This is a genomic window from Maridesulfovibrio spiralis (SeqCode) (assembly GCF_048571135.1).
Classification (GTDB): Bacteria; Desulfobacterota; Desulfovibrionia; order Desulfovibrionales; family Desulfovibrionaceae; genus Maridesulfovibrio; species Maridesulfovibrio spiralis.
The window spans coordinates 3,427,118-3,440,013 of the sequence record NZ_CP182344.1 but is presented as its reverse complement, the minus strand read 5'-3'; the positions used below and the strand labels follow the sequence as shown (position 1 = coordinate 3,440,013).

11 protein-coding genes and 1 tRNA gene are annotated in these 12,896 nt (G+C 49.4%); 10 read left to right on the top strand and 2 right to left on the bottom strand.

Annotation, left to right across the window (positions count from 1 at the left end):
• Window positions 1-68 precede the first annotated feature (68 nt).
• Both ACNI29_RS15420 and ACNI29_RS15415 read right to left on the bottom strand, forming a co-directional pair.
• Window positions 69-731: a hypothetical protein gene (locus tag ACNI29_RS15420; protein WP_419779261.1), complete on the bottom strand. Its 663-nt coding sequence runs from the start codon at window positions 729-731 to the stop codon at window positions 69-71.
• A 449-nt stretch (window positions 732-1,180) separates the two neighbouring features.
• Window positions 1,181-1,257 (bottom strand) — tRNA-Arg (locus tag ACNI29_RS15415).
• 290 nt (window positions 1,258-1,547) lie between these two features.
• Here ACNI29_RS15415 and ACNI29_RS15410 point away from each other — a divergent pair.
• From ACNI29_RS15410 to pheS, 10 genes are all read left to right on the top strand, one after another.
• Window positions 1,548-2,156: a TetR/AcrR family transcriptional regulator gene (locus tag ACNI29_RS15410; protein WP_419779260.1), complete on the top strand. Its 609-nt coding sequence runs from the start codon at window positions 1,548-1,550 to the stop codon at window positions 2,154-2,156.
• A 70-nt stretch (window positions 2,157-2,226) separates the two neighbouring features.
• Window positions 2,227-4,344 carry a squalene--hopene cyclase gene (shc, locus tag ACNI29_RS15405; protein ID WP_419779259.1) on the top strand — a complete coding sequence of 706 codons (2,118 nt, stop codon included), beginning with the start codon at window positions 2,227-2,229 and terminating at the stop codon, window positions 4,342-4,344.
• Window position 4,345: 1 nt separating this feature from the next.
• The gene (locus tag ACNI29_RS15400; RefSeq protein ID WP_419779258.1) at window positions 4,346-5,071 is read left to right on the top strand and encodes an acyl-[acyl-carrier-protein] thioesterase; all 726 of its coding nucleotides are present in this window, start codon (window positions 4,346-4,348) and stop codon (window positions 5,069-5,071) included.
• Between the two features lie 84 nt (window positions 5,072-5,155).
• On the top strand, window positions 5,156-6,412 hold the full coding sequence (locus ACNI29_RS15395) for an anaerobic sulfatase maturase (RefSeq protein WP_419779257.1): 1,257 nt from the start codon (window positions 5,156-5,158) through the stop codon (window positions 6,410-6,412).
• A 147-nt stretch (window positions 6,413-6,559) separates the two neighbouring features.
• Window positions 6,560-8,230 carry a sulfatase-like hydrolase/transferase gene (locus ACNI29_RS15390; protein ID WP_419779256.1) on the top strand — a complete coding sequence of 557 codons (1,671 nt, stop codon included), beginning with the start codon at window positions 6,560-6,562 and terminating at the stop codon, window positions 8,228-8,230.
• A gap of 434 nt (window positions 8,231-8,664) precedes the next feature.
• Window positions 8,665-10,599 carry a threonine--tRNA ligase gene (gene thrS, locus ACNI29_RS15385; RefSeq protein WP_419779255.1) on the top strand — a complete coding sequence of 645 codons (1,935 nt, stop codon included), beginning with the start codon at window positions 8,665-8,667 and terminating at the stop codon, window positions 10,597-10,599.
• Window positions 10,586-11,131, top strand: coding sequence for a translation initiation factor IF-3 (gene infC / locus ACNI29_RS15380; RefSeq protein ID WP_419782114.1), 546 nt, complete (start codon window positions 10,586-10,588; stop codon window positions 11,129-11,131). The genes thrS and infC overlap by 14 nt, the downstream gene beginning before the upstream one ends.
• A 45-nt stretch (window positions 11,132-11,176) precedes the next feature.
• On the top strand, window positions 11,177-11,374 hold the full coding sequence (gene rpmI / locus ACNI29_RS15375; RefSeq protein ID WP_419779254.1) for a 50S ribosomal protein L35: 198 nt from the start codon (window positions 11,177-11,179) through the stop codon (window positions 11,372-11,374).
• Window positions 11,375-11,483: 109 nt separating this feature from the next.
• Window positions 11,484-11,837 (top strand): 50S ribosomal protein L20, encoded by a 354-nt coding sequence (rplT, locus tag ACNI29_RS15370; protein WP_419779253.1) that lies wholly within the window; start codon window positions 11,484-11,486, stop codon window positions 11,835-11,837.
• Window positions 11,838-12,884, top strand: a complete 1,047-nt coding sequence (gene pheS, locus ACNI29_RS15365) for a phenylalanine--tRNA ligase subunit alpha (RefSeq protein ID WP_419779252.1) — start codon at window positions 11,838-11,840, stop codon at window positions 12,882-12,884.
• Window positions 12,885-12,896 lie beyond the last annotated feature (12 nt).

Genomic DNA, 12,896 nt, shown 5'->3' with positions numbered 1-12,896 from the left:
AAGTCAGAACTTATCTCAAATATCTCGGTGGAACCGAGAGTTCGAACATATGGGCATATAGATCAACATTATTCTTTAGACGTTCCCAAAATAATTTTCTCCAAATAATACATCAATCGATATCTAAACTTTCTCTTAAGGCCATGAGTACCATAAAGACAACAACTTGGGTCTCTCCGCTCAAAAAGAACAGGCATTGGATTATATTGTTTCACAATAGCCTCAGGATCTGAGACATCAATATCAGAAATATTATTCCATTCGTCAGAAGTAATTTTTATACTTGAAGTCGGAATACTTGCTATTCCGTCAAAGCTTCTATTTAGAATAACCCATTCTCCAGTTTCCATAGGTTGTTTCTCTCCAGTACAATCACCAACAAGATTACTACAATAAAAAACTTCCTCGATAGGAATAGTAAGCTCAAGTGAAATTCCTTTGTACTGCTTATAAGCTCCTTCTTCGCCGAATGAATTTAAAACATCCATATGAACATTAATTTTCTTTTGAGATTTTGCCTCTGCATTTTTCTTTAATTTGATCCAAGACTCCAAGTACCCAGACTTATCCCTTTTAATCTCTCTTCTTAGTCGTACTTCTTTTAACCCTGCATTCTTCAAATTACGTTGAACATGACTATACAATTCTCTAATTTCTGCACAGATATCATTTATACGATCGCTTGATAACTCTTTTAGTAGCTTTAAATTTCTAGCATTAAAAATATCCATTCTATGTTCACTATGCATACAATCAAAAAAGACTCTATCCTGGTACCTAGGGAAAATATTTAAATCTAACGCAATCGTAGTAAAATATACAAGCAATGCATATCCGAAGCCTTTATAGCGGCTAAAACCATCAAAACGATCTCCACCAAATCCCCCCCACTTCCTATACAATTTAATAGAAGTTCATCCCTAATTTTATATGGAGTTACTTGAGAATCACCAAATCTAGGAAAATAGTCACACTGTCTAGTCACTTCAAACACACTCATACATAACACCCCTTAACTGCACTCACCATCATCATAAGAACTAGCCCAACCCAACATACCACACTCCCCACTCACATATCCTCACCCACAATCATCGAAAAAGTGGTGGGAAAGTGGTGGGATTTTGCAGAAAAAGAAAAAGCCTCACAAAGAAAAATCTTCGTAAGGCTTTGATTTCTATGGTGACCCCGGCGTGATTCGAACACGCGGCACCAGGATTAGGAATCCTGTGCTCTATCCTACTGAGCTACGGGGCCACTTTATCTGAAAACGGATGAAGAACTTTAGCGCATTTCTCCGTCCGAGGCGAGAATTAATATCCAAAGCACCTGCCTATTGCAAGTAATTTTTGAACTTTTTTACTCATTTTCCCGGAACATCCAACCTTCCGGGGACATCAACTCACCTGACACATCCATATATTATAGGATAGCCTTCTACCCGACTTCTAAAAAATCATAAGCATAGTCGCATTTGGTTGACAGGCGCATACATTCATGACAGAACGCTTTTCAGCTTAACACCGTTAAGCTGAGGAGAATCAACGATGAACGCTAATTCAAAAACCATAGATACGCCGCAGCAACCACTACGAATGCTGATACTGGATGCCGCCCGAAAACTTTTTGCCGAACATGGCTACGCTCAAGTTTCCATGCGCAAGCTGGCGACCACTATTGGCTATTCGCCAACTACTATCTATCATCATTTTAAAGATAAAAAGGAACTATTCCTCTGCCTCACAGAGGAAACATACCGGGACTTCCTGCAACGTATCAACGGCATAATCGCCACGACTCCTCCTCCGCGTGAAGCTTTGAAGAACATTCTCTACACTCTCGTGGACATGGGCCTCGAAAACCCCAGCGCGTACCGCGTCGGCTTCATGATGGAAAGCGACCTCTGGAAAAACCACGATTCGCACTTTCAGGACAACCCTCTCGGGAAAACCATGTACAACCGCATCAATGAATGTGTAAAAGACTGTCTGCCTAAAAACTGCACAGAGGAAGACATTCTGGTTACCGCGAACTCTGTTGTCGCTGCAACACACGGTCTGACCTCACTTTTGATCACCTACCCAACATTTGAATGGGGTCCGCTGGACAGGCTGAAAGCGCAGGTTATCGACTCCGCCGTTGACGCCATCGCCTGATTACTATAATCGAACAAATCTTTTTCGCACGGGTCGGATTTAAAATCCGTTTTATATAAGGAAATTCACCATGAACAAGAAAACCGCCATGAAAATGAACAAGAAGGCCAAAAATCACGTTGTCTCCCTGCTCCAGCCCAAAGATGCCCTGAACCGGGTAATGAAACGGTTCCGCTCACTGCAATCCCCTGACGGTTACTGGGTTTTCGCGCTTGAAGCAGATGTAACCATTCCTTCAGAATACATCATGTTTAACAGATTTCTGGGCCGCAAGATGGACAAAGGCCTTGCCGAAAGGCTGGGCAACTACATCCGCGCCAAGCAGATGCCCGATGGCGGCTGGCCCCTGCATGATAACGACGGCCCTGTAAACATCAGTGCTTCCGTTAAAGCCTACATGGCCCTCAAAATACTCGGCGACGACAAAGACGCTGAACACATGGTCCGCGCGCGTCAGATTATCCTCGCCAAGGGCGGCGCAGAGACTTCCAACGTCTTCACCCGCATCTGCCTTGCTACATTCGGCCAAATTCCGTGGCACTGCCCCCCGGCTATGCCTATTGAGATCGTGTTGCTGCCCAAATGGTTTTTCTTCCATCTGGATAAGGTTTCCTACTGGTCCCGCTCAGTTATCTACCCGCTGCTGATCATCTACGCCAAGCAACCGGTATGCCGCCTGCGCCCGGAAGAAGCTGTGCCGGAACTTTTCTGCAAACCTGCGGAAGAACACATTCATATAGATAAGTACCGCGACAAAGGCTGGCGTAAAAATCTTTTCATCCTGCTGGACCGTGTCCTGAAACGGACCATGCATATGGTTCCCAGATCCATCAACAAGAAGGCCCTGAGCTTTGCTGAAGATTGGACCCGTGAACACATGGCCGGACGTGGCGGTATCGGTGCTATCTTCCCGGCAATGGCAAATGCTGTCACTGCGCTGCACCTGCTCGGCTATGATGAATCCGACCCGGATTTCAAGCGCGGCATGCAGGCTGTTGATGATCTCATGGTCGACAAATTCCACGTGCCGGAAAAATCACCTTGGGAACATACAGTAATTACTGGCGGAGCTGAGCTTTCTGCTGCACCGGAGCTGGATATTTCCCCCAATCACGGAACCGCGGAGAACCTCGAGCAGGCTATGTGCCAGCCCTGCAACTCCCCGATATGGGACACCTGCCTGGCCCTTTCCGCAATGATGGAAGCGGGCGAAGATCAGGATAGCAAATGCACACAGCAATCCCTGAAATGGCTCTGGGATCAGCAGATTTTCTTCCGTGGCGACTGGATTTCCAAAGCACCGAAGCTTGAAGGTGGAGGCTGGGCATTCCAGTTTGAAAACACATTCTACCCCGACCTTGATGACACCGCCATGGTGCTTATGGCCATGTGCCGTGCCGGGGTTCTGGATCAGCCTGAACACCATGAGAATTTCATCAAGGGTGTAAACTGGCTCATCGGCATGCAGTCCTCCAACGGCGGCTGGGCAGCATTTGATATCGACAACTGCGCCGAGTACCTGAACGATATCCCCTTTGCCGACCACGGAGCACTGCTCGACCCGCCCACTTCCGACCTGACTGCCCGTGTCATCGAGCTGCTGGGCGTTATCGGATACGACAAGAGTTTCCGGCCCATCAAAGAGGGTATCGACTTCCTCAAAAAAGAACAGGAAGACGACGGTTCTTGGTTCGGTCGCTGGGGCGTCAACTATATTTATGGTACATGGTCCGTGCTTTGCGGACTGCGTCAGGCCGGCGAGGACATGAATTCCTCTTACGTCTGCAAGGCAGTAGAATGGTTTGAGAACCATCAGAACAAAGATGGCGGCTGGGGCGAATCCTGCCTGAGTTACAACGACAAAAACTACGCCGGACTCGGAGATTCCACAGCATCCCAGACATCATGGGCACTGCTGGGACTCATGGCTGCCGGACGGGTCCACTCCAAGGCCGTCAGCCGGGGCATCCGCTACTTGCTGGATACCCAGAAAGAAGACGGAAGCTGGGATGAAACCCTGTTCACCGGAACCGGATTCCCCCGCGTATTCTACCTGCGTTACCACGGCTACTCCCAGTACTTCCCCATGTGGGCACTGGGCGTTTACCAGCGGTTCTCCGCAGAGGAAGACACCAAACAGATCATGATGCGCCTCAAATCTCCTCTCGATCTCGGCAGGAAATGGTAGGATGACTAAAAACTCAGCACAAATAAACAAGGTCGTCCCGGCTTACGAAACAGGCCCGGACGACCGCATGCACTGCCACTGGCTCATGAACCACCTTCAGGAAGCCGCGACCGTGCATGCTGATACGCTCGGCATAGGTGTTAACGACCTTGCCGAATCCGGCCAGATGTGGGTGCTGACCTCCATGCGCATCGAAATTGACGAACTGCCCCGGCGCGAAGAAGAGTTTGAACTGACTACATGGTCCCGGGGGGTGAAAAGGCTGCGCGCTTTTCGCGATTTTTCCGGCTGCAACGCCGAAGGACGCGAAATCATCCGCGCTTCATCCGAATGGATGGTGCTTGATGAGGCCACCCGCAAGCCGATCACTATCAACCCGGACTTCAATTTTCATGCGCAGGACAAATGCGTTTTCCCTGACGCAATGAAACGGCTGCGCCCCGGAATGCCCACACAGGAAATCCGGGCTTTCAACGTAGGCTACAGCTCCCTTGACGCCAACGGACACGTCAACAACGCCGAGTACCTACGCTGGTCTTTCGACGGATTGCGTCCTCTTGGATTGAATCAGAACGAAATCAAATCCATACGCATTGCTTTTCTATCTGAAGTCTTCGAAGGGAACTCCATTAAATTGATGAATTGCGAAACTGACGGTGAAGGACTTGAATTGATTGGGATAAATGAAACTGAAGGGAAACCATCCTTTGCTTTGCAAGTAAAATAAACAATTCCCAACCAATAAAATATTGAGGTCAGGATGCTTTATCAGCACCCTGACCTTTTTTAATGCAGACACAGCTATACATGGATGATATGGGAAAGTATGCGTAAACCATTGCAAACTATCCTTATCAAGCCGACAGGGCCAGACTGTAACATGGCCTGCAGCTACTGTTTCTATCTGGATAAAAGTTCATTATTCAAAGAAACACCAACATACCGCATGTCCGGTGAGTTGCTCGAAGAATTGATCCGGCAGGCAATGAATCAATCCGGGGAGCAGGTCAGCTTTATCTGGCAGGGTGGCGAGCCAACGCTGATGGGACTGGATTTCTACCGCAGGTGTATTGAACTGCAACAGAAATACGGGCAGAGACAGACTGTGGGAAATGGGCTGCAAACCAACGGACTGCTCATCAACGAAGATTGGATCAGCTTCCTTAAAAAATATCCATGGCTGGTCGGCTTATCGCTGGATGGTCCCGAACATGTGCATGACCATTACCGCCGCAGCCGCAAAGGAAAAGGCACTTGGGGAAAAGTCTCCGCCAACGCCAAAGAAATGCTCTCTGCCGGGCTGGCAGTCAACGCGCTGATTGTCGTAAATGACCACTCGGTCCGCTTTGCGGACGAAATATACGAATATCACAAGAATCTGGGTTTAACCCATATGCAGTTCATCCCCTGCGTGGAAACAGACAGGAATGATCCCAGCCGCCTATTGCCTTTCTCGGTTCCTGCCGAGAAGTACGGGCATTTTCTATGCCGCATTTTCGACAACTGGATGGATGATTTTTATGGACGAACGCCCACCACATCCGTGCGTATGTTCGAGTCCTTGTTTCATTTATATATCGGCTATCCTGCCCCGGAATGCACCCTGCTCAAAGAATGCGGGTGCTACATCACTGTTGAACATAACGGAGATGTCTTTTGCTGCGATTTTTATGTTCAGCCTGAATGGCATCTCGGCAATATCCGACAGACTTCCCTCACTGAAATGCTCAATTCCAAGCGGCAATCCACCTTCGGATACAGAAAGGCCTGCCTGCCCAAAGAATGTACAAAATGCAGGTGGTTGCCCCTGTGCCGGGCAGGATGTCCCAAAGACCGTCTAGGAAACACAAAAGGAAAGCCCTCAAATTACCTCTGCCCGGCATATAAAATATTCTTCGAACATGCAGACCAAAGACTTCGCCGTCTGGCACAAGTTTGGAAAAAACAATATTCCGCCTCGCAGGTTGAAAACCGAAGGGCTGACATGACATATGATGCTAAAACAGGCAGAAACCAACCCTGCCCTTGTGGTAGCGGCAAAAAATACAAACGGTGTTGCGGTTCATAGCTAAAAACTTGTACCTGCCTGCTGTTTTCACGTATAGTTGTTCCAATTATCTGAATCGCCGCATGCCTGTTCCCTGTCACAGGGTCAGCCAGGCTGTCGATCCGAAGACAATGGTCCGTGGACACTTCCAATACAGGAGGCAGGACAATGAAGGAGAAAACCAGACGTGAATTCCTTAAGCAAGGACTGGCATTAACTGCTGGAGCTGTGGCTTCCGGCGTACTTGGCGAACAGGTGGCAAAGGCCGGGACTGCAAGCAAAAGCCCAACCCCACCCCGGTTAAACAAACACGGCAAACGGCCCAACATACTGCTGATCATCACCGACCAGCAGCGGCAGGCTCAACACTGGCCTGAGGGCTGGATTGAAAAACACATGCCCTCCATGGCCCGTCTACAGAATAGCGGAGTAACCTTCAGCAATAATTTTATCGCCGCTTCAGCCTGCTCACCCAGCCGGGCAAGTTTTCTGACCGGAGTTTACCCCAGTGTCCACGGCGTAACACAGGTTCCGCCCAACCCTCCCATGCGGACCGACATCACCAACATATTCAAACTGGCTGAAAAGGTTGGATACGACATTGCCTACAAAGGGAAAATGCACCTCTTTACTCCGCAGAGCAATCCGTCCATGGACAGCTTTGCCAGCTACGACATCAAATGGGCCTCGGAAAACTATAGTGCCCACCGCTGGAATCCGCCGGACTGTGCCGTTGATATCGGAGGAAATCCGTGGATAGGCAGCGGTTTTCCCGGTAACGACCAACGCTTTGTGGACGGTGTGCCGGACACCTACAACAGCATGACACCCGCCATAACCAAAGGCGAAACTATTTTCGAATATCTGGACAATCATGACCCGGAAAACGGCCCCCCTTTCCTTATGGTCGCATCATTCGGCAATCCGCACGACATCAGCGCATGGCCTGATCAGGATAAATGGGGCTACAACAAGGCTGATTATGTGGATCTCACTGAAATAGAACTCCCGCCGAACTACAATGACAATCTGGATGAAAAGCCTTCGGCCCAGAAAGAATACCAGAAACTGTGCGACAAAGTCTCCAGCTGCCCCACTGAAAAGGACCGCACGGAATTCTGCCGTTTCTACGCCCACCTGCACAAAGTTGTGGACAATCAGATTACAGCGGTACTGGACAAGCTCGAGGAAAAGGGCCTCACTGAGGATACGATCATCTTCCGTTTTGCTGATCATGGGGAACAAAGCTGGGCCCACCAGTTAATCCAGAAAGGAGTCAACAGCTATGAGGAAACCATCAATGTACCCCTGATCATATCCAACCCAAAGCTGTTTCCCAAAGGGACAAAAACCGAATCCTTCTCCAGCCTGATTGATCTGGTCCCCACTGTGGCACAATTAACCGGGATGGCAACCCCCAAAGAACTGAAGGAGATGGGCATCCACGGAAAATCACTTGTGCCGGTCATGGACGACCCGAAAGTCAGCGTGCGGGACAGGGCCATGTTCTTCACCGAAGATTGCGAATCACTCTTTAAAGGACTTCTGGGCATAGAAAACGTCTACAACACTATTGCCGGTAAAATCCGCAGCATCCGCTACAAAGAATGGCTGTATGCCGTCTACTTCACCAGCAAAGGGACCAAGCTGGAGTACGAACTATACAACATGGCTGATGATCCGGGCCAGATGGTCAATCTGGCTTGGGGAACGCGTAGAAAAACAAACCTCCCCCGGATGCAGAAGCTGCATGACATGCTCACCGCCGAGCTTGAAACTTACAACGCATTTCCAAAGGGATTCAAATGGCCGAAAAAGGCCGGTGTCGAGTCAGCATAGTGTGTACAATCCCCTGCTCCGGCGGGGGATTTTTGCTTTGCTGAACAAGATCACGAATTGCGGGCACAATACTAAATCCGCACAAACCGATGAAATGGATAAAATTTTCCAAAGAAAATGCTAAAGCACAATCTAATACTTAAATAGAGCTTTTCTAAAATCGAAATATATTTCTTTATTTAAAATATTGCTTTTAATCACAAGAATTGACCAACTAACCCCTTACATCCCTTGACTTCCCGTCATTTAACAGCTAAATATACCGCCTTTCGTGCAGTAAGAATGCTGCGCGATCATTATGATGTTCTAAGTCTTCAAGCCTTACGAATCAGGGATAACGGATAGTTGCAAGGGCAACTTTTTCGCATAAAAGAAGACATTTTAAGATTGTCCGAAGTTGTCGGACATTGAAACATTTTTTCCGCAAAGAGAGAGTGGATATGCAAGTTGCAGGTAAAGAACTTGAGGTTCAGCAGGGTGCGCTTTGCGGCGAGGTTCTCAAAGAGGCCTTGTCCAAGAAGCAGTTCAAGAACGTTGTAGTTGCCAAATGCGGCGACACGCTTCTTGATCTCACCACCACCGTGCCTGCCGACTGTACCGACCTTGAGCCGGTAATGGCTGATTCCGAAGAAGGTCTGGAGGTAATCCGCCACTCCACAGCACACCTCATGGCTGAAGCAGTAAAAAAACTCTACCCTACAGCCAAGGTGACCATCGGCCCCTCCATTGCCAGCGGCTTCTACTACGACTTCGACTACGAACGCCCCTTTACTCCTGAAGATCTGGAGGCCATCGAAGCCGAAATGCTGCGCCGCGTTGGTGCCAACGAAGAATTTACCCGCGAAGTGCTTTCCAGCGCGGACGCACTCAAAAAATTCGAAGAAATGGGCGAGTCCTACAAAATCGAATTGATCAACGACCTGGGAGCAGACACCGTTTCCGTATACACCAACGGTGAATTTGCTGACCTTTGCCGTGGCCCCCACGTGGCGCGTACCGGCATGCTCAAGGCTTTTAAACTGCTTTCCGTTGCAGGTGCTTATTGGCGCGGAGATGAAAAACGTGAACAGCTTCAGCGTATCTACGGTACTGCTTTTCCTGACCCTAAAGCCCTAAAAAAGCACCTCGCACAGATTGAGGAAGCTAAAAAACGCGACCACCGTAAACTCGGCACACAGCTGGATCTCTTCTCCGTCAACCCTGATGTTGGCGCTGGTATGACCATCTGGCATCCCAAGGGAGCGCTGGTTCGCGCAATCATTGAAGATTTTGAGCGCAAAGAGCACCTCAAACGCGGCTATCAGTTCGTACAGGGTCCGCTGATCCTCAAGCGAGAGCTTTGGGAAAAGTCAGGTCACTACGACAACTACCGCGAGAATATGTATTTTACTGAGATTGATGAGCAGTCCTACGGTATCAAGCCTATGAACTGCCTTTCTCATATGCTGGTATTCAAATCCAGACTTCGCAGTTACCGCGACCTGCCCCAGCGCTACTTTGAGTTGGGTGTGGTTCATCGCCACGAAAAGTCCGGCGTACTGCATGGCCTGTTGCGTGTTCGTACTTTTACTCAGGACGATGCGCACCTCATCTGCCGCCCCGACCAGCTCCGCGAAGAAATCATCGGAGTTGCAAAGTTCGTTGGCGATGTAATGGGCCTGTTTGGATTTGAATACGAAGCAGAAGTCAGCACCAAGCCCGAAAAGGCTATCGGTTCAGACGAAGACTGGGATAGAGCAACTGAAGCTCTCGAAGGCGCACTCAAAGAAATGGGTATGGACTACTCAATCAATGAAGGCGACGGAGCGTTCTACGGTCCTAAAATCGACATCATTATTAAAGATGCACTTGAACGTCGCTGGCAATGTGCTACAATCCAGTGTGATTTTACCTTGCCAGAAAGGTTCGACTTAAGCTATGTGGGCGAAGATGGTGAGCGTCACAGACCTGTAATGCTCCACCGGGTTATCCTCGGTTCCATCGAACGCTTCATCGGTGTACTGATTGAACACACCGGTGGCGCTCTGCCTGCCTGGCTGTCCCCTGTTCAGGCAAAAATTCTCACAGTCACCGACTCTCAGAACGAATTTGCACAAAAAGTCTTGCAGTTTCTGCAAGAAAAGGGCATTCGTGCCGAGGTTGATGATCGCAATGAGAAACTGGGTTACAAAGTTCGGGAAGCCCAGCTTGAAAAAATCCCGTTCATGTTAATAGTTGGCGACAAAGAAGTCGCTGCGGAATCGGTCAATGTAAGGGCCCGCGACGGGGAAGACCCCGGACTCAAGTCTATTGAAGAAGCGGCAGAGCTTATTTCGACCGCCATTAGTGAACCATTCAAACGCGGAGGCATGAGCTATAGCTTTTCATAGAGACAGGCGTCCCTATCGCAGGGATGACGGTGCCCGCCGAAACGAGCGCATTAGAGTTCCCAAGGTCATGGTTATTGATGATGAGGGTGAACAGTTGGGAGTACTTCCCACACGAGAAGCCCTTGAAATTGCACAGGACCGGGGTCTTGATCTGGTTGAAGTTGCAGAAAAGGCTGATCCGCCTGTTTGCAAGATTATGGACTATGGTAAGTTCAAATATCAGCAGCAGAAGCGTAAGCAGGAAGCCAAAAAGAAACAGACTGTAATCCAGATCAAGGAAGTCAAATTTCGCCCCAAGACAGACGAGCACGACTACCAGACAAAGCTCAAGCACATCCGTCGGTTTCTCGAAGGCGGCGACAGGTGCAAAGTCACTATATTTTTCCGGGGCCGTGAAATCGTCCATAAGGACAGAGGTTTGTCTGTTCTGGAGCGTGTCAAAGAGGAAACTCAGGACATTTCCAAAATGGAACAGGCCCCAAGGTCTGAAGGCCGCACCATGAATATGATGCTGGCCCCCATTAAAAAATAAGGTTTTTTCCGGCTTACGTGTCGGTATTCCCAAGGAGGAAAAAAAATGCCTAAAATGAAAACCAGAAGAGGCGCAGCAAAGCGTTTTGCTAAAACCGGCAGCGGCAAATTCAAGCGTCGCAAGCAGGGTCTGCGCCACATCCTGACCAAGAAGACTGCGAAGCGTAAGAGCAGACTCGGCAAGAGCACTACTGTTGACAGTGCGAACATCGGTCAGGTCAAGCGCATGCTTCCCTACGCATAATTGCTTCATAAGAATAGCTTACTTGAGTAATTAGCACTTTATTTGAACACTCCTGTCCGCGGAACTACGTTCGCGGCTGGTTTTAGAGAAAATTCCCTAGGAGGAATAAATGAGAGTAAAACGTGGTGTCGCCGCTAAGAGGCGTCATAAAAAATATTTGAAAATGGCCAAGGGTTTCCGTGGTTCTGGATCAACCCTTTACCGCACCGCCAGAGAGCGTGTTGAACGTTCACTCTGCATGGCTTACGTTGGTCGTAAGCTTCGCAAACGTGATATGCGTAAACTCTGGATTCAGCGTATCAACGCTGCTGCACGCCTGAACGGTATGTCCTACAGCCGCCTCATTCACGGCCTGTCTACCGCTGGCGTTGTCCTGAACCGTAAAGTTCTCGCCGATCTGGCTGTAAACGATGCTCCTGCATTCGCCAAAGTGGTTGAGATAGCAAAAGCTCAGGTAAGCTAAATGTCGGACGTAAAGTCCCTGTTACAGGAACTTGAAGGCCTGGTCCCGGAGTGCTCTGCACGCCTGGATCAGGCTTCTTTGTCTGAACTGGAAGATATCAAGATCGACCTTCTCGGCCGCAAGGGCCGCGTAGCCAAAATCATGTCTGGTCTGCCCTCACTTCCTAACGAAGACAAGCCTATAGCAGGTAAAAAAGCCAATGAAGTAAAGGCCGCTCTCACCGAACTTATCGAGGGAAAACAGAGCGAGCTTGAAAAAGCCGCCACCGCTGAGAGCCTGTCCCGTTTCGACCCCACCATGCCCGGTCGCAAGCCTGCTGAAGGTTCGCTCCACCCGGTCACCCTTGTCATGGACGAGATCTGTGACGTATTCATCGGGTTGGGTTTTGAAGTCGTTACCGGACCCGAAGTTGAAAACGACTGGTACAACTTCGAAGCACTGAACATTCCGCCGGAACACCCCGCGCGCGACATGCAGGATACCCTGTACATTTCAGATTCCATCCTGCTGCGTACACACACTTCCCCGCTGCAGATCCGCACCATGAAGGACAGAACTCCTCCGCTGGCAGCCATCGCACCCGGTAAAGTTTACCGCAGGGATTCCGACCTGACCCACACCCCTATGTTCCACCAGATCGAAGGCTTTCTCGTCGATCAGAACGTGAGCATGGCGGACCTTCGCGGAACACTGACAGCATTCGTCCACCAGCTTTTCGGACCCAAGACTGAAGTACGTTTCCGCCCCAGCTTCTTCCCCTTTACCGAGCCCAGCGCAGAAGTGGATATCTCCTGCGTAATGTGCGGCGGCAAAGGCACCATCGACGGTAAGCCCTGCCGTGTGTGCAAGCAGACCGGTTGGGTGGAAATCCTCGGCTGCGGCATGATGGATCCCAACGTAATGAAAGCAGTTGATTACGACACCGAAAAGTACTCCGGTTTCGCATTCGGACTCGGCATTGAACGCGTAGCCATGCTCAAATACGGCATCGGCGATCTGCGCATGTTCTTTGAAAACGACATCCGATTCCTCGAACAGTTTTCCTAATATATACGCAGT

Bases quoted from the DNA above. Each gene is read 5' to 3' on its own strand.
- ACNI29_RS15420 (WP_419779261.1), bottom strand. From the start codon at position 731: ATGGATATTTTTAATGCTAGAAATTTAAAGCTACTAAAAGAGTTATCA.
- ACNI29_RS15410 (WP_419779260.1), top strand. From the start codon at position 1,548: ATGAACGCTAATTCAAAAACCATAGATACGCCGCAGCAACCACTACGA.
- shc (WP_419779259.1), top strand. From the start codon at position 2,227: ATGAACAAGAAAACCGCCATGAAAATGAACAAGAAGGCCAAAAATCAC.
- ACNI29_RS15400 (WP_419779258.1), top strand. From the start codon at position 4,346: ATGACTAAAAACTCAGCACAAATAAACAAGGTCGTCCCGGCTTACGAA.
- ACNI29_RS15395 (WP_419779257.1), top strand. From the start codon at position 5,156: ATGATATGGGAAAGTATGCGTAAACCATTGCAAACTATCCTTATCAAG.
- ACNI29_RS15390 (WP_419779256.1), top strand. From the start codon at position 6,560: ATGAAGGAGAAAACCAGACGTGAATTCCTTAAGCAAGGACTGGCATTA.
- rpmI (WP_419779254.1), top strand. From the start codon at position 11,177: ATGCCTAAAATGAAAACCAGAAGAGGCGCAGCAAAGCGTTTTGCTAAA.
- rplT (WP_419779253.1), top strand. From the start codon at position 11,484: ATGAGAGTAAAACGTGGTGTCGCCGCTAAGAGGCGTCATAAAAAATAT.
- pheS (WP_419779252.1), top strand. From the start codon at position 11,838: ATGTCGGACGTAAAGTCCCTGTTACAGGAACTTGAAGGCCTGGTCCCG.